The organism is Rhizobium sp. NFACC06-2 (assembly GCF_900101425.1).
Taxonomy (GTDB): domain Bacteria; phylum Pseudomonadota; class Alphaproteobacteria; order Rhizobiales; family Rhizobiaceae; genus Agrobacterium; species Agrobacterium leguminum.
This window is the reverse complement of sequence record NZ_FMVA01000002.1, coordinates 347,879-371,497: the sequence shown is the minus strand read 5'-3', so window position 1 is coordinate 371,497 and position 23,619 is coordinate 347,879. Positions and strand designations below refer to the sequence as shown.

Annotated in this window: 20 protein-coding genes, 1 pseudogene and 1 other annotated feature; of the genes and pseudogenes, 8 read left to right on the top strand and 13 right to left on the bottom strand. The window is 60.0% G+C overall.

Translation table 11 applies throughout. The annotated features are described in order from the left end of the window. Window positions 1-57 precede the first annotated feature (57 nt). Window positions 58-852 carry a class I SAM-dependent DNA methyltransferase gene (locus F3H58_RS06215; protein WP_149741569.1) on the bottom strand — a complete coding sequence of 265 codons (795 nt, stop codon included), beginning with the start codon at window positions 850-852 and terminating at the stop codon, window positions 58-60. 243 nt (window positions 853-1,095) lie between these two features. Here F3H58_RS06215 and F3H58_RS06210 point away from each other — a divergent pair, with 243 nt between their 5' ends. From F3H58_RS06210 to ppx, 4 genes are read left to right on the top strand one after another with little or no spacing between them, the layout of a single operon-like run. Next, on the top strand, window positions 1,096-2,253 hold the full coding sequence (locus F3H58_RS06210) for an AI-2E family transporter (RefSeq protein WP_080818751.1): 1,158 nt from the start codon (window positions 1,096-1,098) through the stop codon (window positions 2,251-2,253). A 2-nt stretch (window positions 2,254-2,255) separates the two neighbouring features. After that, complete coding sequence (gene hdaA, locus F3H58_RS06205) at window positions 2,256-2,984, top strand: DnaA regulatory inactivator HdaA (protein ID WP_149741568.1); 729 nt, start codon at window positions 2,256-2,258, stop codon at window positions 2,982-2,984. After that, window positions 2,981-5,284 carry an RNA degradosome polyphosphate kinase gene (locus F3H58_RS06200; protein WP_374996929.1) on the top strand — a complete coding sequence of 768 codons (2,304 nt, stop codon included), beginning with the start codon at window positions 2,981-2,983 and terminating at the stop codon, window positions 5,282-5,284. The genes hdaA and F3H58_RS06200 overlap by 4 nt, the downstream gene beginning before the upstream one ends. After that, window positions 5,281-6,804: an exopolyphosphatase gene (gene ppx / locus F3H58_RS06195; protein ID WP_065654055.1), complete on the top strand. Its 1,524-nt coding sequence runs from the start codon at window positions 5,281-5,283 to the stop codon at window positions 6,802-6,804. Before F3H58_RS06200 ends, ppx begins: the two co-directional genes overlap by 4 nt. 45 nt (window positions 6,805-6,849) lie before the next feature. Here ppx and F3H58_RS06190 read toward each other — a convergent pair whose 3' ends face one another. From F3H58_RS06190 to F3H58_RS06155, 8 genes and pseudogenes are all read right to left on the bottom strand, one after another. Then, window positions 6,850-7,482, bottom strand: coding sequence for a DapH/DapD/GlmU-related protein (locus tag F3H58_RS06190; protein WP_149741567.1), 633 nt, complete (start codon window positions 7,480-7,482; stop codon window positions 6,850-6,852). Between the two features lie 155 nt (window positions 7,483-7,637). After that, window positions 7,638-7,985, bottom strand: coding sequence for a hypothetical protein (locus F3H58_RS06185; RefSeq protein WP_149741566.1), 348 nt, complete (start codon window positions 7,983-7,985; stop codon window positions 7,638-7,640). A 147-nt stretch (window positions 7,986-8,132) separates the two neighbouring features. Next, the gene (locus tag F3H58_RS06180; protein ID WP_065654053.1) at window positions 8,133-8,480 is read right to left on the bottom strand and encodes a YunG family protein; all 348 of its coding nucleotides are present in this window, start codon (window positions 8,478-8,480) and stop codon (window positions 8,133-8,135) included. Between the two features lie 124 nt (window positions 8,481-8,604). Beyond that, complete coding sequence (locus F3H58_RS06175; RefSeq protein ID WP_149741565.1) at window positions 8,605-9,963, bottom strand: esterase-like activity of phytase family protein; 1,359 nt, start codon at window positions 9,961-9,963, stop codon at window positions 8,605-8,607. Window positions 9,964-10,116: 153 nt separating this feature from the next. Continuing rightward, complete coding sequence (locus F3H58_RS06170) at window positions 10,117-11,145, bottom strand: adenylate/guanylate cyclase domain-containing protein (RefSeq protein WP_059752500.1); 1,029 nt, start codon at window positions 11,143-11,145, stop codon at window positions 10,117-10,119. 201 nt (window positions 11,146-11,346) lie between these two features. Then, a pseudogene (locus F3H58_RS06165) lies at window positions 11,347-11,595 on the bottom strand (hypothetical protein); the annotation flags it as partial. A gap of 50 nt (window positions 11,596-11,645) precedes the next feature. Beyond that, window positions 11,646-12,806 (bottom strand): ribonuclease D, encoded by a 1,161-nt coding sequence (gene rnd / locus F3H58_RS06160; RefSeq protein ID WP_149741564.1) that lies wholly within the window; start codon window positions 12,804-12,806, stop codon window positions 11,646-11,648. A gap of 82 nt (window positions 12,807-12,888) precedes the next feature. After that, the gene (locus tag F3H58_RS06155; RefSeq protein ID WP_149741563.1) at window positions 12,889-14,160 is read right to left on the bottom strand and encodes an MFS transporter; all 1,272 of its coding nucleotides are present in this window, start codon (window positions 14,158-14,160) and stop codon (window positions 12,889-12,891) included. A gap of 191 nt (window positions 14,161-14,351) precedes the next feature. Between F3H58_RS06155 and aspS the strand changes: the two genes are divergently transcribed. The 3 genes from aspS (at window position 14,352) to F3H58_RS06140 (ending at window position 18,330) form a co-directional block, all read left to right on the top strand. Further along, window positions 14,352-16,139 carry an aspartate--tRNA ligase gene (gene aspS, locus F3H58_RS06150; RefSeq protein WP_149741562.1) on the top strand — a complete coding sequence of 596 codons (1,788 nt, stop codon included), beginning with the start codon at window positions 14,352-14,354 and terminating at the stop codon, window positions 16,137-16,139. 1 nt (window position 16,140) lies between these two features. Then, a complete protein-coding gene (locus F3H58_RS06145; RefSeq protein ID WP_149741561.1) occupies window positions 16,141-16,617 on the top strand; it encodes an FUSC family protein in 477 nt (158 codons plus the stop codon). 101 nt (window positions 16,618-16,718) lie between these two features. Continuing rightward, window positions 16,719-16,774: a sequence feature (sul1 is cis-regulatory element that is thought to sense ions involved in sulfur or methionine metabolism; They are found in Alphaproteobacteria), on the top strand. Between the two features lie 74 nt (window positions 16,775-16,848). Next, complete coding sequence (locus F3H58_RS06140; RefSeq protein ID WP_149741560.1) at window positions 16,849-18,330, top strand: SulP family inorganic anion transporter; 1,482 nt, start codon at window positions 16,849-16,851, stop codon at window positions 18,328-18,330. Between the two features lie 42 nt (window positions 18,331-18,372). Here the strand turns inward: F3H58_RS06140 and F3H58_RS06135 are convergent, their stop codons facing one another. Further along, window positions 18,373-19,563, bottom strand: coding sequence for an aq_1923 C-terminal domain (locus tag F3H58_RS06135; protein WP_142844839.1), 1,191 nt, complete (start codon window positions 19,561-19,563; stop codon window positions 18,373-18,375). Window positions 19,564-19,792: 229 nt separating this feature from the next. On the opposite strand from F3H58_RS06135, the gene parC reads away from it, so the two are divergent. Next, window positions 19,793-22,045, top strand: a complete 2,253-nt coding sequence (gene parC, locus F3H58_RS06130; RefSeq protein WP_149741559.1) for a DNA topoisomerase IV subunit A — start codon at window positions 19,793-19,795, stop codon at window positions 22,043-22,045. 3 nt (window positions 22,046-22,048) lie between these two features. Here parC and F3H58_RS06125 read toward each other — a convergent pair whose 3' ends face one another. From F3H58_RS06125 to F3H58_RS06115, 3 genes are all read right to left on the bottom strand, one after another. Further along, window positions 22,049-22,438 carry a type II toxin-antitoxin system death-on-curing family toxin gene (locus F3H58_RS06125; RefSeq protein ID WP_142839543.1) on the bottom strand — a complete coding sequence of 130 codons (390 nt, stop codon included), beginning with the start codon at window positions 22,436-22,438 and terminating at the stop codon, window positions 22,049-22,051. Then, window positions 22,435-22,656 (bottom strand): AbrB/MazE/SpoVT family DNA-binding domain-containing protein, encoded by a 222-nt coding sequence (locus F3H58_RS06120; protein WP_142839544.1) that lies wholly within the window; start codon window positions 22,654-22,656, stop codon window positions 22,435-22,437. Before F3H58_RS06120 ends, F3H58_RS06125 begins: the two co-directional genes overlap by 4 nt. 74 nt (window positions 22,657-22,730) lie before the next feature. After that, window positions 22,731-23,489 (bottom strand): arginyltransferase, encoded by a 759-nt coding sequence (locus F3H58_RS06115; RefSeq protein ID WP_149741558.1) that lies wholly within the window; start codon window positions 23,487-23,489, stop codon window positions 22,731-22,733. Window positions 23,490-23,619: the final 130 nt, after the last annotated feature.

Sequence of the window (23,619 nt, the reverse complement as noted above, 5' to 3'; positions counted from 1 at the left end):
TGAGTGGCAAAAGCTCCGGTTTTTAACGGCTTTGGCGGGGCTGGCCGGATTGGGTGCTTACGATGGCTGCGGCGCGGCGCGACAGACGAGATTGAGCAGGCCGTCATTGGACGTATCGGAATTTTCCTCTATCGGCCGTCCGTTCTCGCCATAACGCGCGGCGATCTCAAAGCCCGCCGCTTCCAGCTGGCGGGTCTGGGCGGCAAGGTCGATGAAATAAAACAGGCCGCTCCATCGATGCGCCTGATCCGCGAGAATGGCATATTCCGGCGTCCGCCGTGTCGAAGGTTGCAGTCGCAGATAGTTGATCCAGCTTTGCGGATGCAGCGAATTCACCACCTCGCGAGGGTGCCAGGAGCGGCGGTGCAGCGGCATGCCGCCAGCCCGCTTCCATTGCCGGTTATGAAAAGAAAAGATGAAGTACCCGCCCGGTGACAGAATGCTTCGCACGGCATGGATGATGGCAAGCCGGTCCTCATGGTCGAAGGCGCTCAGAATCGCGAGCGCGCCGAGCACGCAATCGAAACGCTCCGCGCCGAACTGGCCGATCGCCCGCACATCCATATCGAGAAACGTGGCGGCTGGAAAATTTCGCCGCGCCAGCGCAAGCATCGGCTGCGAACGGTCAATGCCGATATAGTCTCCCACGAGCGGCAAAAGCGGCTTCGTCGTTCGGCCGGTGCCGACACCGAGGTCAAGCAGCCGCTTGCCCGCATAGGCATGGCGGAACTGGTCGAGAATGATGCGTTCGGCCGGATAAAGCTGCTGGTTGTCATACCATTCGGCAACTTCGGGATTATCGAAGAGACCGGCATTATATTCCGCGATGCCATTTTCACTGCTGTTCTGCATCGTGCCCCCCGGCCGCCGGACATGAAGGAGCGCCGCTGGCTCGCCCGGCAATATTTGATAGTTGTCTAATATTTACCGTCGGTCAACCTGCCGTTGCGAGGGGTTGGCCGGAAATGAAGGATTTTACCGCTGTGCGGGCAGCCTCCTTCTGCCCACGCGCGAAAGCGCCGGTCTTGACCATGTGCATGTACGCATCCTATCTCCATCACGGGCGGTGACGGTGCGGCGATAAAGGATGAACGGATGCAACCCCATGTAAGCGGTACGAGCCTGCGCCGGCAGGTTTTTTTCTGGATCGGCGTGCTTGCCGTCTTTGTCCTTTTCCTTATGGTCTTCAGCTCCATTCTCCTGCCTTTCGTGGCGGGCATGGCGCTTGCCTATTTTCTCGATCCGGTTGCCGACTGGCTGGAACGGCGCGGCTTGAGCCGGTTGATGGCGACCGTCGTCATCCTCGTCTCCTTTGTGCTGATCTTTGCGCTGTCGCTCATCATCATCATCCCGCTGATCGCCGCCCAGGCCTCGGAATTCATCACGCGCATCCCGCAATATATCTCGTCATTGCAGCAGCTGATTGCCGGCGCCGACACCAATCTCCTGCCGGATTGGGTGAGCAGCCAGATCGACGCCGTGAAGGAGAATTTTTCCAAGCTTTTGACCGAAGGCGCCGGTTTCATCGGCACGTTGCTGACGCAGATATGGAATTCCGGCAAATCGCTGGTTGATGTCATGTCGCTTCTGGTGGTCACGCCCGTGGTCGCCTTCTATCTGCTGCTCGACTGGGACCGGATGATCGACAAGGTCGATAGCTGGATACCGCGCGACTATGTCCATACCGTCCGCCAGATCGCCCGCGACATGGACAAGACCATTGCCGGTTTCGTGCGCGGGCAGGGGTCGCTCTGCATCATTCTCGGCGTTTATTATGCCGTCGGCCTGTCGCTGGTTGGCTTGAATTTCGGCCTGCTGATCGGCCTTTTTTCAGGCCTCATTAGCTTCATCCCCTATATCGGCTCCATGGTCGGCCTCATCCTCGCCGTTGGCGTCGCCATCGTGCAGTTCTGGCCGGATTACATTTATGTGTTTCTGACGCTCGTCGTGTTCTTCTCCGGCCAGTTCATCGAAGGCAACATCCTGCAGCCGAAGCTTGTTGGCAAAAGCGTCGGCCTGCATCCGGTCTGGCTGATGTTCGCCCTTTTCGCCTTCGGTGCGCTTTTCGGTTTCGTCGGGCTTCTCGTCGCGGTGCCGGCTGCGGCGGCGGTCGGCGTGCTTGTCCGCTTCGCCTTGTCGCGGTATCTTGAAAGCGATCTTTACCACGGGCATGCCGCCAACCTTCCCTGGGACACAAACCCTGCCCTGGAAGAAGGGGAAACGTCCTCCGGCAAGGTTGACTCTCAGAGCTGACGATGACTGACCAAATCAAAACCGACAATGCCCGGTTGAAGGCCGAGCAGCTGCCGCTCGCATTCTCGCACCAGTCCGCTTCCGGCAGGGATGATCTCCTCGTCTCCGCCTCGCTTGCGGCTGCCGTCAGCCTCATCGATGAATGGCCGAACTGGCGCTCGCCCGTCGTCGTGCTGGCCGGGCCGCCGGGTTCGGGAAAATCGCATCTCGCCAATATCTGGAAAAATATCAGCGACGCCCGCGACATTCACCCCCAGACGGGCTCCGATGCCGCGCGTGCGGCCGAAACGGGACCGGTTCTTTTCGAGGACGCCGACCGGCGCGGTTTTGACGAGACCGAACTCTTCCATGTCATCAACAGCGTACGCCAGCACGGCACCACGCTTTTGATGACGAGCCGGCAATGGCCGGCCGCATGGCCGGTGACGCTGCCCGATCTGCGCTCGCGCCTCAAAGCCGTAACGGTGGTGGAAACCGGCGAGCCGGACGAGGGGCTTTTAGCGCAGGTGCTGGTGAAACTCTTCGCCGACCGGCAGCTTTACATGGATGACAAACTCATAGGTTACATCGTCAATAGAATGGAGCGTTCGCTCGATACGGCCCAGACGATCGTGGACCGTATCGACCGGCTGGCGCTTTCGCGTGGAACGAGAATTACACGGCCGCTGGTGGCGGAGGTCCTCAATGCGATGGACAACGCAGCAGGGGGCAGCGGACTGGATGTCGATTGACTGTCACAGTTCCGTCGTCAAACTGTTATACGGGCAAGAAGGACGATCGCGCGATGCAGCAGGATCACGGGACGGAAATCGGTCAGGGGATGGAACAGGGAATGGACGCTATCGCGCAGGAAGACTTCAACAAGGTTCAGCCGGTGACCGAAGGCGAGAGCCTGTGGGACAGCCCGGCGCGTTTCATCAACCGCGAATTCTCCTGGCTCCAGTTCAACCGCCGCGTTCTCGAAGAAACGCTGAACACGGATCATCCGCTGCTGGAGCGGCTGCGTTTCCTCTCCATCTCGGCCGCCAACCTCGATGAATTCTTCATGGTCCGCGTCGCCGGCCTCGAAGGGCAGGTCCGCCAGAAGATCACCGTCAAGACGCCGGACGGCAAGACGCCGGCCGAGCAGCTCGAAGATATTCTGAAGGAAATCGATAATCTGCAGATGGAGCAGCAGGCATCGCTCGCCGTTCTGCAGCAATACCTCGCCAAGGAAGAAATCTTCATCGTGCGCCCCGCCGCACTTTCGGATGCGGACCGCATCTGGCTGGAAACGGAGTTCGAGGAACGCATGTTCCCCGTTCTGACGCCGCTCTCCATCGACCCGGCGCATCCGTTCCCCTTCATTCCCAATCTCGGCTTTTCAATGGGCCTGCAGCTCGACAGCGTCAACGGCCGCGAGCCGATGACGGCGCTCTTGCGCCTGCCGCCCGCGCTCGACCGTTTCGTACGCCTGCCTGACGAAAAGAACGCCATCCGCTACATCACCCTTGAAGATGTGGTCGGCCTGTTCATCCACCGGCTCTATCCCGGCTACACCGTCCGCGGTTCCGGTACGTTCCGCATCATCCGCGACAGCGATATCGAGGTTGAGGAAGAGGCGGAAGATCTGGTCCGTTTCTTCGAGAGCGCGCTGAAGCGCCGCCGCCGCGGTTCGGTCATCCGCATCGAGACCGACAGCGAAATGCCGCAGTCGCTGCGCCAGTTCGTGGTGCATGAGCTTGGCGTGCCTGATAATCGTGTTGCCGTTCTGCCCGGCCTTCTCGCGCTCAACACCATCTCGGAAATCGTCCGCGCGCCGCGCGACGACCTGAAATTCGAACCATACAACGCCCGTTTCCCCGAGCGCGTGCGCGAACATGCCGGCGATTGCCTCGCCGCCATCCGCGAAAAGGACATGGTGGTTCACCACCCCTATGAAAGCTTCGACGTGGTCGTGCAGTTCCTGCTGCAGGCCGCGCGCGATCCCGAAGTGCTCGCCATCAAGCAGACGCTTTACCGCACCTCCAATGACAGCCCGATCGTTCGTGCGCTGATCGATGCGGCCGAAGCCGGTAAATCCGTCACCGCGCTGGTCGAGCTGAAGGCGCGTTTCGACGAAGAGGCGAATATCCGCTGGGCGCGCGATCTGGAGCGCGCCGGCGTGCAGGTCGTCTTCGGCTTCATCGAACTCAAGACCCACGCCAAGATGTCGATGGTTGTGCGCCGCGAGGACGGCAAGCTCAGAACCTATTGCCATCTCGGCACCGGCAACTATCACCCGATTACCGCCAAGATCTATACGGACCTGTCCTTCTTCACCTGCAACCCGAAGATCGCCCATGACATGGCAAATATCTTCAACTTCATCACGGGTTACGGCGAACCGGAAGAGGGCATGAAGCTGGCCGTTTCGCCCTATACGCTGCGCGCCCGCATCGTGAAGCACATCAACGAAGAGATCGAACATGCCAAGCGCGGCGCGCCGGCGGCGATCTGGATGAAGATGAATTCGCTGGTCGATCCTGAAATCATCGATACGCTGTACCGCGCCAGTGCGGCGGGCGTGGAGGTCGATCTCGTCGTGCGCGGCATCTGCTGCCTGCGCCCGCAGGTGCCCGGTCTGTCGGATAATATCCGCGTCAAATCCATCGTCGGGCGCTTCCTTGAACACAGCCGCATCTTCTGCTTCGGCAATGGTTTCGGCCTGCCGTCGGACAAGGCGCTGGTCTATATCGGCTCGGCCGACATGATGCCGCGCAACCTTGATCGGCGTGTGGAAACGCTGGTTCCGCTCACCAATCCCACCGTGCATGAGCAGGTTCTTTCACAGATTATGCTGGGCAATCTCATTGACAACCAGCAGAGCTACGAGATACTTGCGGACGGAACGTCGAGGCGCATCGAGGTGCGTAAAGGCGAAGAACCGTTCAACGCGCAGCACTATTTCATGACCAATCCCAGCCTTTCCGGACGTGGTGAAGCCTTGAAATCCAGTGCGCCCAAATTGATTGCCGGGTTGATTTCGTCCCGCAAGAAACAGGCTGAATGACTCGATCAGAAGCACAGGGGCGGCTGACCGGCCTTGCCCCCGTTTCCGTCATAGATATTGGTTCGAACTCCGTTCGTCTCGTCGTATATGAAGGTCTTTCCCGCGCGCCTGCGGTGCTGTTCAATGAAAAGGTCCTGTGCGGCCTTGGCAAGGGACTGGCGCTGACGGGCCGCATGCATGAGGAAGGCGTTAGCCGGGCGCTGATGGCGCTTCGGCGTTTCCATGTCCTTTCCGAGCAGGCGCAGGCGCAGAAGCTTTATGTGCTGGCGACGGCTGCGGCGCGTGAGGCGGAAAACGGCCCGGATTTCATCCGCGAGGCCGAAGCCATTCTCGGCTGCGAGATCGAGGTTCTGTCAGGCGAAAAGGAAGCGCTTTATTCCGCCTATGGCGTGATCAGCGGTTTCCATGATCCAGACGGCATTGCCGGCGATTTGGGCGGCGGTTCGCTCGAACTCATCGACATCAAGGGCAAGAGTTGCGGCGAGGGCATCACCCTGCCGCTCGGCGGCCTGCGGCTGTCGGAGCAGTCGGACGGCTCGCTGGAAAAAGCGGCGACGATTGCCAGAAAACACGTCAAATCCTTCGCCAAGCTTCTGGCGGCAGGTGAGGGGCGCACCTTTTACGCGGTGGGCGGCACCTGGCGAAACATCGCCAAGCTGCATATGGAGATATCGGGCTATCCGCTGCATATGATGCAGGGCTATGAATTGCCGCTGGAGGAAATGCTGAATTTTCTCGAGGAGGTCATCGTCTCCCGGGATAGCAAGGATCCGGCCTGGCAGGCGGTCTCCAAGAACCGCCGCTCGCTTCTGCCCTTCGGCGCCATCGCCATGCGCGAAGTTCTGAAAATGATGAAGCCGGCCAGGATCGCCTTCTCGGCGCAGGGCGTGCGCGAAGGTTATCTCTATTCGCTGTTGACGGAAGAAGAGCGGGATTCCGACCCGCTGCTGGTTGCAGCCGATGAACTTGCCATTCTGCGTGCCCGCTCGCCGGAACATGCGCGCGAACTGGCGGACTGGAGTGGCCGCACCTTCCCGGTCTTCGGCGTTGACGAGACCGAAGAGGAGAGCCGTTACCGGCAGGCGGCCTGCCTTCTCGCCGATATCAGCTGGCGCGCCCATCCCGATTATCGCGGATTGCAGGCGCTCAACATCATCGCCCATTCCTCCTTCGTGGCGATCACCCATCCCGGCCGCGCCTATATTGCGCTCGCCAATTATTATCGCTTCGAAGGTCTGAACGACAACGGCACCACACAGCCGCTCGCCGCCATGGCGGGTGACCGGTTGCAGGAACTCGGTAAATTGCTCGGCGGCCTGCTGCGCGTCGTCTATCTCTTCTCGGCCTCGATGCCGGGCGTCGTCGACCACCTCAAATTCCGCAAATCCAGCAATCCCGATCTCGATCTGGAATTCGTCGTGCCGCACGATTATTGCGATTTCGCCGGCGAGCGGCTGGACGGGCGTTTGCAGCAACTGGCGAAGCTGACGGGCAAGCGGCTGGCATTCGTGTTCGAATAACGAACGGCGCGTCTCTGTTTCGCGACAGGACGGTTCTTGCGTCCGCTAGGACCAGCGCTCGCAAAAGGCTTCTATGTCGCTCGACTGAAAATCGGAAAGCCGTGCCATGATCGTTTCGAATGGCCAGTCCCACCATGCGATTGATGCAAGCTTTTCCGCGATGGGCCGCGAAAATCGTTCGCGAATGATCTTTGCGGGAACGCCGCCGACGATGGTGTAGGGCGGCACGTCTCTGGTGACGACCGCGCCGGCGGCGAGCACTGCCCCGTCTCCAACCGTGACACCCGGCAAGACGATAACGCCGTGACCGATCCAGACATCGTGACCGATGACGGCGCGTTCCTCCCTGCGCCGGTCGAAAAAGGCGTCATCGCGCACGGCATCCGCAGAATAATATTCAGGGCAATAGCTGAAACGGTGCATGGATGGCCGGTCCATCGGATGGTTCGGAGCGCCTATCCTGACCTCTGCGGCGATGGCGCAGAATTTTCCGATCGTTGCATCGCCCACCATGCAACGGGGGCCAAGATAGGAGTAATTGCCAAGTTCCGCATTGTGCAGGGAGGTGTCAGCCAGAATTTCGCAGCATTCGCCGATATTGGAATCTCTTATGCTCGCCGTTGCATGGATGACGGTCTCTGCGATTTTCGGGCGCTTGATCTGTGCGGTCGAATCCATTCCAGCCTCCGGATTTGCGCCTGCTTAACCGGCGATGATGAAGGTGCTGTGACGTGGAATGGCCAAAGGGATCCGGCCGGGCCGGGCATCTTTTCTAAAACGCAGATCGCGCGCGATGCCGCGTGACACGAAATCCTGTCTTCACGCGGAATGTATCACTTGCCGGGGACATCCGCCGCGGCAGGCGTTTTCTTCCAGTAGTGGTCGGAAATGTTTTGCGCGTTCCGAATGATGTGGCCGGCGATTTCGGGGTCTCCGCCCTTGAAGGTTTTCGGGTCCGCCCCGCATAACATCAGGAAGAGCTGCTGATGGGCGACAGCGGCAAAATAGTCGCGGGGCGGTGGCTGCATGTCTGAATCGACGGCCCGGAATTCCTCAGTGACCTCTTTGCTGGCACGTTCGAGCGCTGCGTGAATGGTGGCCATCATCGCCGCTTCCGTGCGCTCCAATATGGCCTGTACCTGCCGTTCCGCCGGTGTCAGGACCGGGCAACTTTCACTCATCGAATATCTCTCCAGCCGGTGCAACCATTCCACCTGGCGATATTATCGCAAGGATTGTGTCTGCTTTGCGGGAAAGATTGACATCGTGGTCTTGAAACGCAACACACTTGGCTGGCCACCGTGCCGCGATGCGCTTTTGCTAACGGCTCAGCCGTGCCCGAGCGCCTTGCGGATGCAGGCGCTGAGATAGGCATATTGCAGCGGCGTTATCGTCGCCATGGCTTCCGTGCGGCTGGCAAGCCTGTCCTGATAGCCGACCGGAATATCGAACTGGCTGAAGGTGAAATCCCAGCGGGTGCCTTCGACGATATTGTAAAAATGGTCGGCACCGCTGACAGCGGTTTTGGCAAGCTCTCCGCCGAAAATATCCTGTACCACCAGCGCGGTGACGCTGCCTTGGCCCTTGGCGGGGTTTTCGCGCGACCAGAGGCCGCTCGTCTCGCCCGACCAGCTTTTCTTCAGGGCGTAATAAAGTCTTTCTGCATGGTCCTGCATGAAACGTCTTCTTTTCCGCTAGCTCTGGAAAATCGGAACGGAGCGCCATGCAGACATTTGTGTCTGCCGGGCGCTCCGGCCGGATCATTCGCGGCCGTCAAAGCAAGTGACAGCAGCCTTGGTCTTATTTCGCCTCAAGCAGGTCCTTGACCTCCAGCAGGACGAATTCGTTGTCGTCAGCCTTGTCCAGCGCACGGCCGGCGGAGAAGGGCAGGTTGTTGTCGTTGCCGACGACGATATGGGTGGCATCGACGCGGTCGACATTCTCGATGGTGACGAAAGGCATGTCGTAATAGCCGTTACCGCCGCCCTGACGCTTCTTGTTCTCCGGGTCGGAAATCTTCATCAGGTCGATGTAGCCGATCTTGCGGGCGGCCTTGCCGACATTGGCGTCGTTGAATTCGATCTTGTAGATGCGCTTCAGCTTGGCAGGGCGGGCGAAGCAGTCCGCAGCCGGAGCCTTGGGGTCGGCGCAGGCCTTGTCGGCCGTGCCGGCGCCGTTGTCGCGCTCAATGACGAGCGCGGTGGTGTCATTTAGCATGTTGAAGTCGCCGATTGCCTCGCCGCCTTCCGCCAGCGGATAAAGCCAGCTGCGGCCGGTCCACGCCTTCTTGGCGGTGTCGAGTTCGATGATGCGCAGCGCGGTCGCGCCGTCTTCGGTTTTTTCCACTTGGCCGTCGGCCATGTAGAGCGGGCCTTCCAGCAGGCCATAGAGCTTCGAGCCGTCCTTGGAGAGCGCCATGCCTTCATAACCGCCGGAACGCTTCAGGTTGAAAGCCGGCATTTTCTGTGTCGGGTTGCCGGGCAGGGCAAGAGCCGGATGGTCGGGAGATTTCACCTCGATGTCGCCGGCCTTGGTCGAGATCACGTCGGTCAGCTTGCCGTCGCGGGTGAATTTCAGAATGTAGGGGCCGAATTCCTCGCCGACCCAGAAACCGTCAGCGACCGGCTGAATGGATTCGACGTCGAAATCCGCACCCGTCAGGTAACGCTTGCTCGAGCCTTCCAGAACGATGGGGAAGGGCGCCTTCATGTCGGGATCGGAGAGGAACACGGTTTCAAGCGCGTTGACCTTGCCGGCGTCCCAGTCGAACTTCAGATGGTGAAGCATCAGCATGGCGTCGCTGGAATTGAGCTTGGAACCGAAACCGTTGTCGGAAAGGCTCCAGAAGCTACCGTCCGGCATCGCCCTTATGCCGGAAAAGCCCTGCATCGGCTGGCCGTTGAACGGCATGGAAAGGCCGGTCAGGCGCACGCCGTCCTTGCCGGGCACGGTGCCGAGGCCCTCGGCGCGCTTGCGGTCGGCCGTGGTGAATTTGGCGGAGGTCTTGAGGTGCTCCGGCGCATCGGCAGGTGCGGCGATCATGGTGTTGGCAGGCAGAATGGCGTGCGAAACGAGCTTTGCCGGAAACTCCTTTTCCGCCGCATGCGCCGCACCGGTGAGCGCGAGAACCGCGAAAGGTGCAAAAAGAATGTGCTTCATGATGGAGACCCCTCTCAATACCTGTTGAAGACAGGATTGACGCGATAGGGTCGTCGCATGACAGGCAGGTGATTGCCGTTTGAAGCTTTGATGAATTTTGATGACGGCCATCGCCGGCAAATGGGCCGCACGGCTTTTTTGCGCCCGTGGCCCTTATGCGGCAGGCGCCTGATATTGGCTGAGCGTGCAGACGCCGAGCGTCTGGCCACGGCCCTTGACGGCATGTTCGCCCAGATATTCGCTGCGCACGCCCTTCGGAAGCACCAGCTGATGGGCAAGGTCGGCGGAAATCAGCACCGGGTGGCCGAGCATCTTGCTCAGCGATTCGAGCCGCGAGGTCGTGTTCACCGTATCGCCGAAATAGGTGATCTTGTGATGGTCGACGCCGATTTCCGCGGTGATGACCGGCCCGCCATGAATGGCGAAGCGCAGGCGCGGCACCTCGCCGAAGCGGGAAAGCCACATGTCGCGGGTGTTTTCAATGGTCGCCTGAATATCGAAGACGCAGCGCACGCAGGCCGCCCGCCGGATCGCCATGTGATAGGGCCAGGTGATGATGGCGGCGTCGCCGATATAGTCGTCGATGACGCCGCCGTGTTTTCTGACCGGTGCGGCATAACTTGCAAAAATTTCGCCGAGAAATTCCTGGGCCTTCAGGTCGCCATGGGTCTCGGCGAAGGAGGTGGAGCCGACGAGATCGATGAAGATGAAGACGCGGTCTTCACTGACCGGCCGGCGATAACGCCCCAGGATGAGGTCGATGAAGATATCGCGGCCGAGAAGCTCGCGCACCCGCATGATGAAGACGATGATGCCGCAGACAATGAGGGTGAAGATCAGCGTCTGCACCTCGGCATGGACGGCGCGTTTCCAGGTGCCGGGAAATATCCCGCTCAACCACAGGATCGTGCCGCCAAGCCCGAAGCCGCAAAAGACGAGGATGGCATAGATGACGAGGCCAACGGCAATATAGGCCGGCGTCGGCAGGGCGCTCACCTGCCGCGACAGGCCGGGCATGATGTACCCGCGCTCGAAGGCGAGGATGGGTGCGCAGGCAAACAGCGCATAGGTCGCGCCGATCAATGCGCCGCCGCCATATTCCAGAAAGGCGTAGGCCACGCCGCTGCCGGCCACGGCAACGAAGAGCACCACGTAATCCAGAATGGGCAGCAATTTTCTCATGTCGGTTCTTGGGTCTCGGGAAGGGAAGGCTTTGGTCTTGGCAAGGAAGGGCAGGCCGCTCCCTTCGGGCGAAGCTTCTGTTCAGGTCATATGCGACATTAATGTGGAAAAAGCGCCGCAAAAAGTGAGCAATCGGTAAGGTTGCATGAAGGATTGGTAAGGCTGTTGCGCCGTTGCCGCAAAATCGGCGTTGCCGCCGTTCTACGCCTGATAGGATGTTCTGTAATAGACAGTTTCAAGCGGGGATTGCGGCCGGTCATTTGGCGAGCGGTTCGACCATTTGACGGGGAAGGCGGAAAAAAAACGCAGCCGGTTGCCGTCGATCCAAGCCCGGTCGAACAGGGTTTCTCCCTTGCGGGCGAAGGTGATGGCGGCGCAGGTGCGGCCGTCGACATCGAAGGGAATGTTCTCCTTCCAGCCGCTCAATCCGCAACCCATGCCTTTCGGTTCGCGATATAGCGGTCGACGACGTCACCGTTGGGGTGGAAAGCGGCGGGCTGTTATGGCTCGCTTGCCGCAACCTCCACCGCCTCTACCTTCTTGCCAGCGAAACGCAGCGCTACTTCGCCATTGATGAGCTTCAGGGCCACATCGCCGAAGAGTTCCCGCCGCCAGCCGGTCAGCGCCGCCACGGTTGCCTTTTCGCCCTCGGCGGCGATCTTGTCCAGATCGTCGCTATTGGCGATGACCTTGGCGGCGACGCCATGCTTGTCCGCCGTCAGCTTCAGCAGAACTTTCAGAAGTTCCACGGCAGCGCCGGAGCCTTCCGGTGCGTGGCTGTGACGCGGCGCCTTCGGCATTTCCTCTTTCGGCAGCGCCAGCGCCGCATTCACCGTCTCGACGATGGCGGTGCCGGAGGCGGAGCGTTCCCAGCCCTTGGGAATGGTGCGAAGCCGCGACAGCGCCTCGGCGTCCTTCGGCTGCTGCTGGGCGATTTCGAAGATCGCATCGTCCTTCAGCACGCGCGAGCGCGGCACGTTGCGGGAGCGCGCCTCACGCTCGCGCCAGGCGGCGACGAATTTGAGGATGGCAAGTTCCGTCGGTTTGCGCAGGCGCGATTTCAGCCGCAGCCACGCATCGTCGGGATGCATGTCATAGGTGTCGCGAGACTCGAGAATATCCATCTCTTCGGTCAGCCACAGCGAGCGGCCTTCGCGCTCGAGCTGGGCCTTCAGCGAGAGATAGACATCGCGCAGATGGGTCACGTCGGCCAGCGCGTAATCCAGCTGCTTTTCGGTCAGCGGACGGCGGCTCCAGTCGGTGAAACGCGAGGATTTGTCGATCTGCACATTCTTGATCTTCTGCACCAGCTGGTCGTAGGAGATCGAATCGCCGAAACCGCAGACCATGGCGGCAACCTGCGTGTCGAAGATCGGGTGCGGAATAAGCCCGCCGAGATGGTAGATGATCTCGATATCCTGGCGTGCCGCGTGGAAAACCTTCACGACATCGGGATTGGCCATCAGTTCGAAAAGAGGGGTCAGATCGAGACCCTTCGCCAGCGGATCGACCAGCACTTCGAGCGTCGGGCTTGCCATCTGCACGAGGCAGAGTTCCGGCCAGAAGGTCGTTTCCCGCAGAAATTCGGTGTCGATGGTAATGAATTCCGATTTCGCCAGTTCCGTGCAGGCTTCGGCGAGGGCGGCAGTCGTTTCAATCATTGTTATTGGCCAATCGTGAAAATTATCCGTCTTACTTTCCCTTTGCCGGGCGCATGTCAATACAAAGCCCGCTTTTGAAGGCTCAAGGATCGTTTTTCTCGGGCGGATGGGGCTCCGCTTCATCCTTTTTGGGTGACGGAGCCGCGGCGAGCTTCTGGAAATAGGCTGAGGTGCGCAAAAGCGAGCTGAACCGCCAGTTCCGCTCCTCCACGGGCACACCTTCGCGCACCTGCAGCCGGTAGATGGTATAGGCGATGAAAACGATCTGGATCGCTGCCGTATAGCTGAACAGCGCCTTCGGGCCGAACTGGTCGATCAGCACGGAGGCGAGCAGCGGCCCGACGGTTGCGCCCACCGACCAGAAGAATAGCAGTCCTGCCGACATCATCGCGTGTTCGCCTTCCCTGGCATGGTCGTTGCCATGGGCGGAACTCAGCGAATAGAGCGGCAGGGCGAAGGCGCCGAAGATGAAGACGCCGATGATGTTGCTCCATTCATCCGTGCCGGCGAAGAAGGCGAGAAACAGGCCGACGACGACCGAGCCCGCCGTGGTGGCGAGAATGATGATGCGCCGGTCATAACGGTCGGAATAGACGCCGAGCGGATATTGCAGCACCACGCCGCCAATGATGCCGGCGCTCATGAAGGTGGCGATGGCGGTGACGGAAAGGCCGATCTGTTCGGCATAGATCGGGCCGATATTGCGAAACGCCGCCATGCTGAGACCGACGGCCACGCAGCCGACGACGGCAAGCGGCGAGATGCGCCACACCGCGAAGAGATTGAAGGGTATCTGTTTCGGCGGCGCAGGGTTGGATTTGTCGGCAAGCGAGATCGGCACCAGCGACAGCGTCAGCGCCATGGCGATCAGCGAAAACACTACGGGTCCGTCGATGCCGGCGACGGGAATGATATATTGCGCAAGCGTGACGGAGCCGAGATCGACGAAACGATAGATGGAGAGCGTGCGCGCCCGATTGGAATTGGTGACCTGCGCGTTGATCCAGCTTTCGATGGCCGCGAAAAGACAGGCGACGGCAATGCCGGTGACGAAGCGCATCAGCATCCAGAACAGGGGATGGATAAGGAGCGGCATGGCGATCGCTGCGGCGGATGCGATGGCCGCCATGGTGGCGAAGGTGCGAATATGGCCAATCTTGCGCAGAAGCCGCGTCACCGAAATGCAGCCAAGCGCGAAACCGAAGCTGTAGGCGGCGCTGATGAGGCCGATGGTGCTGGCGGACAACCCTTCGGAGAGACCGCGCAGTGCTATATAGGTTCCCTGCAGGCCGTTGCCGCCGATCAGGATGCCGGCGGTGACGAGAAGCGGGATAAGAGGTCTGATCTGGCTCATTGCGGGCCGACTCGGTTTGGCGGGCTGGATTAGCCCTATCTAAAGCGAAGGCAGGGGAAAGGACAGGCTGAAGGCGACATTGTTGTGCTTTGCCTTGACAAATCAGGCTGGCCATGCGCTTTTCCGGCAAATTTCGACAGTGCCGCCCATCTGGCCTCCATCAGGCCCACGACACGTTCCAGGATAAAAAAATGCATCGTTACCGCAGCCACACCTGTGCCGCTCTCCGCAAGTCCGACGTCGGCGAAACCGTTCGCCTTTCCGGTTGGGTTCATCGCGTGCGAGATCATGGCGGCGTTCTCTTCATCGACCTTCGCGACCATTACGGCATCACCCAGGTGGTGGCCGATCCGGACAGCCCGGCCTTCAAGGTTGCCGAAACCGTGCGCGGCGAATGGGTCATCCGCATCGACGGCCTCGTCAAGGCGCGTTCGGAAGACACCGTCAACAAGGGCATGGCGACGGGCGAGATCGAGCTTTACGCCCAGGAGATCGAGGTTCTCGGCGTTGCCAAGGAACTGCCGCTGCCGGTCTTCGGCGAGCCGGAGTACCCGGAAGACGTCCGCCTGAAATACCGCTTCCTCGATCTTCGCCGTGAAACGTTGCACAAGAACATCGTCAAGCGCACGCAGATCATCTCCGCCATGCGCACCGGCATGGCCGATGCCGGCTTTGCCGAATATACGACGCCGATTCTCACCGCTTCCTCGCCGGAAGGCGCGCGCGACTTCCTCGTGCCGTCGCGTATCCATGAAGGCAAGTTCTTTGCGCTGCCGCAGGCGCCGCAGCAGTACAAGCAGCTTCTGATGGTGGCCGGTTTCGACCGTTATTTCCAGATCGCGCCGTGCTTCCGCGATGAAGACCCGCGCGCCGACCGCCTGCCGGGCGAATTCTACCAGCTCGACGTCGAAATGAGCTTCGTGACCCAGGAAGATGTCTGGACCACGATGGAGCCGATGATGACGGCCGTGTTCGAGAAATTCGCCGAAGGCAAGCCGGTTACCAAAGAGTGGCCGCGCATTCCCTATGACGAGGCGATCCGCAAATATGGTTCCGACAAGCCGGACCTGCGCAACCCGATCGTCATGGAAGCCGTGACCGAGCATTTCGATGGTTCGGGCTTCAAGGTCTTCGCCAACATGATCGCTTCCAACCCCAAGGTTCAGGTCTGGGCCATCCCGGCCAAGACCGGTGGTTCGCGCGCTTTCTGCGACCGCATGAACGCATGGGCGCAGTCTCAGGGCCAGCCCGGCCTCGGCTACATCTTCTGGAAGGAAGAGGACGGCAAGGTCGGCGGTTCCGGTCCGCTCGCCAAGAACATTGGCGAGGAACGCACCGAAGCGTTGCGCCAGCAGCTCGGCCTTGAGGCGGGCGATGCCTGCTTCTTCGTCGCCGGCGATCCGGCCAAGTTCTACAAGTTTGCCGGTGAGGCGCGCACCCGCGCTGCCGACGAACTGAACCTGATCGATCGTGACCGTTTCGAAATGTGCTGGATCGTCGATTTCCCCTTCTTCGAATATAACGAGGAAGAAAAGAAGATCGACTTCGCCCACAACCCCTTCTCCATGCCGCAGGGCGGTCTGGAAGCGCTGGAAGGGCAGGATCCGCTCTCCATCAAGGCGTTCCAGTATGACGCGGTCTGCAACGGCTTCGAAATCGCCTCCGGTTCGATCCGTAACCAGTCGCCCGAGCTGATGGTCAAGGCCTTCGAAAAGGTTGGCCTGTCGCAGACCGACGTTGAAGAGCGCTTCGGCGGTCTCTACCGCGCCTTCCAGTATGGCGCGCCTCCGCATGGCGGCTGCGCATTCGGTATCGACCGCGTGGTCATGCTGCTGGTTGGCGCGAAGAACCTGCGCGAAATCACGCTGTTCCCGATGAACCAGCAGGCGCAGGACTTGCTGATGAACGCGCCGTCGCCGGCGACGCCGACCCAGCTTCGTGAGCTGGCGCTGCGCGTCGTTCCGTCCAAGAAGGACTGATATGGTGAAGACGCTGCTCGACCGGGTTCGCGCAGCCTTCACCCGTGCATTGGCGGCCGCTCTTGCGGCCGCTTTTGCGTTCTGGGTCGCGCATCGGTGGCTGGGCCACCCGCAACCCGTCTTTGCCGCAATCAGCGCGCTTATCTGCCTTGCTCCGGGAATTCCAAGCCATGTTCGTCAGGGCCTAGGCCTGATGGTTGGTGTCACCGTCGGCATTCTCGTTGGGGAGATCGCACTCCTTGTCCCGCATGACTTCGCTGAAATCCGGCTGGCCTCGGCGACCTTCATCGCCATGATCCTTGCGTCCATGTTCGGCCTGCCGCCGGTCGTGCCGATACAGGCAGGCGCTTCAGCCATGCTGGTGCTCTTGATGGGGCCGCAGGCTGCCGGTTTTGTCCGTTTTGTCGATGTGATCGTGGGCGTGGCGACCGGTTTGGCCGTAGCGCTCGTCTTCTTTCGCGAGCGGCTGAAGCTCTAGCGGTCTTGCGCAAAGCGGCATGAGGCATACGATCGCAGACATCGAGAGCGGGCGCGCAACTTGCGGCCCGCTTTTTTGCTGTTTATAGGTGAATTACTCACCACGGACCCGGTGAAACTCCGGGTGGCTCTTCTGGCCGCCGATCCGCCAGACAACGCAAAGCACCGACATTTCATTTCAATCTACCGGACATGGCTCCGGCCGGTGCGTCATTCTTTGCGAAAAAATCAGATGAACAGATTTCAGACTTACAGACGTGAGTGGTTTTCCAATATTCGCGGCGATCTCCTTTCCGGCATCGTCGTGGCACTCGCCCTCATTCCCGAAGCCATCGGCTTTTCCGTCATCGCCGGGGTCGATCCGAAGGTGGGATTGTTCGCCTCCTTTGCGATTGCCTGCGTTTCTGCCTTCACCGGCGGTAGACCGGGCATGATCTCGGCGGCAACCGCCGCCACCGCCGTCCTGATGGTTACGCTCGTCAAGGAACACGGACTGCAATATCTCTTCGCCGCCACCATCCTCATGGGCGTGCTGCAAATTCTGGCGGGCCTTGTAAAACTCGGCCGGGTGATGCGCTTCGTCTCGCGCTCGGTCATGACCGGCTTCGTCAATGCGCTGGCGATCCTGATCTTCATGGCGCAATTGCCGGAACTGATGGGCGTCCCGGTCGAAACCTATGTCATGATCGCGGCCGGTCTCGCGATCATCTATCTCTTCCCGCTCGTCACCAAGATCGTGCCATCGCCGCTGGTCGCCATCATCGTTCTCACCTGTGTAGCCGTCTTCTCCGGCATGGATATCCGCACGGTCGGCGATCTGGGTGAGTTGCCCTCGACACTGCCGGTACTCGCCCTGCCGCAGGTACCACTGACCTTCGAGACGTTACAGATCATCTTTCCCTATTCCGTCGCGCTCGCCGCCGTCGGTCTGCTGGAATCGCTGCTGACGGCACAGATCGTCGACGACATGACGGATACGGGCAGCAACAAGAGCCGGGAATGCATCGGGCAGGGGACGAGCAATATCGCCTCCGCCCTCATCGGCGGCATGGGCGGCTGCGCCATGATCGGCCAGTCCGTCATCAATGTCAGCTCCGGCGGTCGTGGCCGCTTGTCCACCTTCGTCGCGGGCGCGTTCCTGCTGTTCCTCATACTGGTGCTGGACGATCTCGTGCGCATTATTCCCATGGCCGCGCTGGTGGCGGTGATGATCATGGTCTCCATCGGCACATTTTCGTGGCGCTCCATCCTCGATCTGCGCCGCAACCCGCCATCCTCCAGCATCGTCATGCTGGTCACGGTCGGCACGGTGCTTGCGACCCATGATCTTGCAAAGGGCGTGCTGGCCGGCGTCCTTCTCTCCGGCGTGTTTTTCGCGGGCAAGGTGTCGAAACTCTTCCATGTCCGGCCGGAGCTTTCAGCCGATGGCCGGGAGCGGATCTATCGTGTCGACGGCCAGATTTTCTTCGCCTCGACCGAAAGCTTCATCGCCGCCTTCGATTTCGCCGAAGAGGTTGAGGCGGTGACAATCGATGTCACGCAGGCGCATCTGTGGGATATTTCCGCAGTCGGCGCTCTGGACAAGGTGGTGCTGAAATTCCGCAAGGCGGGCAGGCGGGTCGAGGTGATCGGTGTCAACGAGGCGAGCGCCCACATGATCGACCGCTTCGCCCTGCACGATAAACAGGATGGCGCTGCCGCGCCGCTGCACTGAGCGCAAAAGAAAAGCCCCGGCATGACCGGGGCTTTTTTAGTTTTATTCGTTTGCCGTCACCGTGACGCCGAGCATTTTCGGCAGGGTGTTCGGTGCGCCCATCGCAGCGCCCATGATCATCGGGAACGGAACCGGCTTTTCCGGCTCCGCCGTGATCGAGAAATTCTTCGGATTGTCGACATAGGCGTTGACGGCCGCCGACACCATGTTCTGCAATTCCGGCACGTTGAGCGAGGCCATCATGATCGGCGCCATGCCCTTGATGGTCTGGGCAAGCTGATCGCCTGTCATGCCCTGCTGGCTTGCCGCATAGTCGATGGCGCGCTTGGTGATGCTGGCGTCTTCGAAGCTGATTTCAGCGTTGATGAAGGAGAGCTGCTGCATCAGGCCGAGCATGGCAAGGCTTGCCGCCTGGTCCGCCTGTTCCTTGTTCGGATTGGCGGCCTGCGCCTTCACCGTCTCCTGCATCGACTTGATGAAGGCGAGCGTGTAGCCGGAGAAACCGAACGACATGTTCAGACGGCCGACATCATCGAGGTCGATGGCGTATTCTTCAACATCGATAGTACCGGAGGCCACTTCCCAGCTGCCGCTCATGGTCATGTCGCCGGAGAGCGCCTGCAGCTTCAGCTTTTCGATTGCGTCCTTGGTCGCAGGATCGGTCACTTCGCTGAGATCGGCCTTGAAACCGGAAGCATCGAGTTCGAAGCCGATAGAGTTCTTGTCATCGCTGACCGACATTGTCGCGCTGGTTTCCTCAAGCGAGAAAGCCGGCTTGCCGTCGATGGAAACCGAAACCGGACCGCTATGTGCTTCGTCATAGAACATCAGCGCATCGACGGTGCCGGTGGTGGAGTCTGCGGGAATGACGAGACCGGACATGTAGATGTCGCTTGCCTTGATCTCCACGTTTTCCTGCTTGTAGTCGATATTGTCGAAGCGGGCGTTCTTGATCTTGTAGCCGCCGTTGTTTTCCTCGACGCCTTCGAGCGTCACATTACCGACCGGGATCTTCTTGGCCGGATCTGCGACTGCGTTGAAGGTCACGTCGTTCAGGGTGACCGTCGAGCCGTTGACGGCAACGGAACCGGCGGCGATCTCACCGCCCTGCGCGGCATAGGCCGCATTGATCTTCTTCAGCACATCCCCGCCATCCAGCGCGAAAGCCGGCGCCGAAAGCGTAAGAAGCGCGGCGCTCGCGAAAAGAACCTGCCGGGTGGATTTCAGTCTCATGATGTTTCTTCCCTCAACGTACGGCTGTGCACCGTGTTCGAATTCGAATGCTGATACTTATATTCGCGATTATTCAAAGGTCTATAGGATTTAGATCGATTCCCATGACGGCGGCATTGCGGCATTTGCAACGCGGTTAACAAAAAACAGCATGAAAGGGTTGCGTTCATCCACAGGCGCGACCCCCGAATTTCTTGCCGGGAATCGGCATTTCCGCTAGTCAAGCACCATGGGAAAAAATCTTGTACCTCCGTCCGGCGGAGACGATAACATTCATCCGGTCGATTTGAAGGCGGCGCTTGAAGAGCGCTACCTCGCTTATGCCTTGTCCACGATCATGCATCGTGCGCTGCCGGATGTGCGCGACGGCCTGAAGCCGGTACACCGCCGCATCATTCACGCCATGAGTGAAATGGGCATTCGCCCCAACTCGGCCTTCAAGAAATGCGCGCGTATCGTCGGTGACGTGATCGGTAAATTCCATCCGCATGGCGACCAGTCGGTCTATGACGCGCTGGTGCGCCTCGCGCAGGATTTCTCGCAGCGTTATCCGATCGTGGACGGGCAGGGCAATTTCGGTAACATCGACGGCGACGGCGCTGCCGCCTATCGTTACACCGAAGCGCGCATGACCGAGGTTGCGGCGCTGCTGCTTGAAGGCATCGGTGAGGATGCGGTGGATTTCCGCGCCACCTATAACGAGGAAGACGAAGAACCGGTCGTATTGCCGGGCGCTTTCCCCAATCTGCTCGCCAACGGCGCCTCCGGTATTGCGGTGGGCATGGCGACATCGATCCCGCCGCACAATGCCCACGAACTTTGCGATGCGGCGCTGCATCTCATCAAGCACCCCGATGCTACGGTTGAAAAGCTGGTGGAGTTCATTCCCGGCCCCGACCTGCCGACCGGCGGCGTGATTGTCGAAAGCCGCGAGAATATTCTCGATGCCTATAAGACCGGCCGCGGCGGTTTCCGTGTGCGCGCCAAATGGGAAACGGAAGATCTCGGCCGCGGCGGTTACCAGATCGTCATCACCGAAATTCCCTTCCAGGTGCAGAAGTCGCGCCTGATCGAGAAAATCGCCGAGCTGCTGATTGCCCGCAAGCTGCCGCTTCTCGAGGATATTCGCGATGAATCGGCCGAAGATGTGCGCATCGTGCTGGTGCCGAAGAGCCGTACCGTCGATGCGACGCTGTTGATGGAATCGCTGTTCCGCCTGTCCGACCTCGAAAGCCGCCTGCCGCTCAACATGAACGTGCTGTCGCTCGGCAAGGTGCCGAAGGTGATGGCGCTGAACGAGGTGCTGAGCGAGTGGCTGGCGCACCGCAAGGATGTGCTGGTCCGCCGTTCCCGCCATCGTCTGGCCGCCATCGACCGCAGGCTGGAAATCCTGGGCGGCCTGCTCGTCGCCTATCTCAATCTCGATGAGGTCATCCGCATCATCCGCGAAGAGGATGAGCCGAAACAGGTGATGATGGCCAAGTGGTCGCTCACCGACAATCAGGCCGAAGCCATCCTCAACATGCGGCTGCGCAACCTGCGCAAGCTCGAGGAATTCGAAATCCGCAAGGAATTCGACGACCTCAGCAACGAGAAGGCTGAAATCGAGGGGCTGCTCGCCTCCGATGACAAGCAATGGCAGACCGTCGCCTGGGAAATCGGCGAAGTCAAAAAGAAATACGCCAAGGCAACCGAAATCGGCCGCCGTCGTACGCAGTTCGCGGATGCGCCGGATGCCGATATCGAGGCCATCCAGCAGGCGATGATCGAGAAAGAACCGGTCACTATCGTCATCTCGCAGAAGGGCTGGATCCGGGCGCTGAAGGGGCACATGTCCGACACCTCGTCGCTCACCTTCAAGGAAGGCGACGGACCGAAACTCGCTTTCCCGGCGCAGACGACCGACAAGCTGTTGCTGCTGACGACCGGCGGCAAGGCCTATACGCTCGGCGCAGACAAGCTGCCGGGCGGTCGCGGCCATGGCGAGCCGATCCGCATCATGGTCGATATGGAGAACGATCAGGACATCCTGACCGCCTTCGTGCACGATCCATCGCGCAAGCTGCTGCTCGTTTCCACGGCGGGCAATGGTTTCATCGTGGCCGAGAGCGAAATGGTCGCGAATACCCGCAAGGGCAAGCAGATCATGAATGTCTCGATGCCGGATGAAGCCAAGCTCGCCGTGCCGGTCACGGGCGACCATGTCGCCGTCGTCGGCGAAAACCGCAAGCTCCTGGCTTTCCCGCTGGCGCAGGTGCCGGAAATGTCGCGCGGCAAGGGCGTGCGCCTGCAGCGCTATAAGGATGGCGGCGTCGTCGACGTCAAATGTTTCGCGCTTGCCGAAGGCTTGTCATGGTCCGACACGGCCGGGCGTCTCTTCAACAAGGTGGGCGAAGAACTGCGCGAATGGCTGGCCGACCGCGCAACAGCGGGCCGCACCGTGCCGAAGGGCTTTCCGCGTAGCGGGAAATTTGGTGGGTAAGAGTTACGGGTATGGGACGATATGATCTTTGAGGAACCGGCTCACGCCATCCTCATCGATCTCTCCAGAGGCGACGGCCATAACGAATTGGTAGAGATGTGCTTCTTCCGTTTGGATCATGAAACCGTTTTCCATCAGGAAAATACCGGCGGTCACGATAGCGATCCGCTTATTGCCATCGAGAAACGCATGATTTCTCGCCAGTCCAAAAAGATAGGCCGCAGCGAGATCGCACACGTGGCCGCAGCCATAGTCAGCTTTGTTGATGGGTCGGTTTAAGGCCGAATCCAGCATGCCTTCGTCACGCAGCCCGTGAATGCCCCCGAAATTATCGATTTGCATTTTGTGAAGCTGCTTGACGGTCTTGACATCCAGGAAAATAAACTCGGTCATTCAGCGAGTTTCTTCAAGGCTACCTTGTATTTATCCATGAAGACGCGTGCATGTTCTAGTTGACGTGCGAAGGCTTCGTCTGCAACGCGCACACGCAGCTCGCCGTTGCTTTCGTCGAGATCAAGGGTGTCGCCTGCCTTAACGCCCATGCGCTCCAGAACTTCCTTGGGGATAATGATGCCTTCGGAATTACCGATTCTGCGCACCGTCACGTTCATAGCTAGATACTCCATGTTATAACGGCGTTATAACATTGCTGGGGCGCTGTTGCAACGGAGTTGCAACACTGCGCTCAAACGTGGTCTGGCTCGTAAACCTCCCACCCGCGCGGGGTCAAATGTTCCTGCGGATGGTAGCGGGTCTTGTAACCCATCTTTTCCGAACCATCGACCCAGTAGCCGAGATAGACATGCGGCAGGCCAAGCGCGCGGGTGCGGGTGATGTGGTCGATGATCATGAAGGTGCCGAGCGAGCGTTTTTCCAGATCGGGATTGAAGAAGGAATAAACCATCGAGAGGCCGTCGCTCATCACGTCGCTGAGCGCCACGGCCAGAAGTTCGCCGCGCTTGCTGGAATCGATGCCGGAGCCGGGCTCGCGCACGCGATATTCGATGATGCGGGTGTTCACATGCGTGTCTTCCACCATGATCGCATAGTCCAGCGCCGACATGTCGGACATGCCACCCGACTGGTGGCGGTGGTCGAGATAGCGGCGAAACAGGGCGAATTGTTCGGTGGAGGGCTCGGCGGCGTGAACGGTGGCGACGACATCCCTGTTGGCGGCAAGAACGCGCCGCATCGATTTCGTCGGCTGGAACTGTTCGGTCAGTATACGCACGGAGACGCAGGCGCGGCAGTTTTCGCAGGCCGGGCGATAGGCGATGTTCTGCGAGCGCCTGAAGCCGCCCTGGGTCAGAAGATCGTTCATTTCCGAAGCGCGCGGGCCGACCAGATGGGTGAAGACCTTCCGCTCCATCTGGTTCGGCAGATAGGGGCAGGTGGCCGGCGCCGTAAGATAGAATTGGGGAGAGGGCGTCGCCTGCGTGTTCATCGAACCGTGATCGCCTCCTGCGTCTGTTATGAAAGCGCGCCGCGATTTCACGGGGTTGGCGGCGGCGCTTCAAGCGACATGCATAATGTCACAGAATGGCAAAATGCCGGAAAACGTCAACTGCGAGATG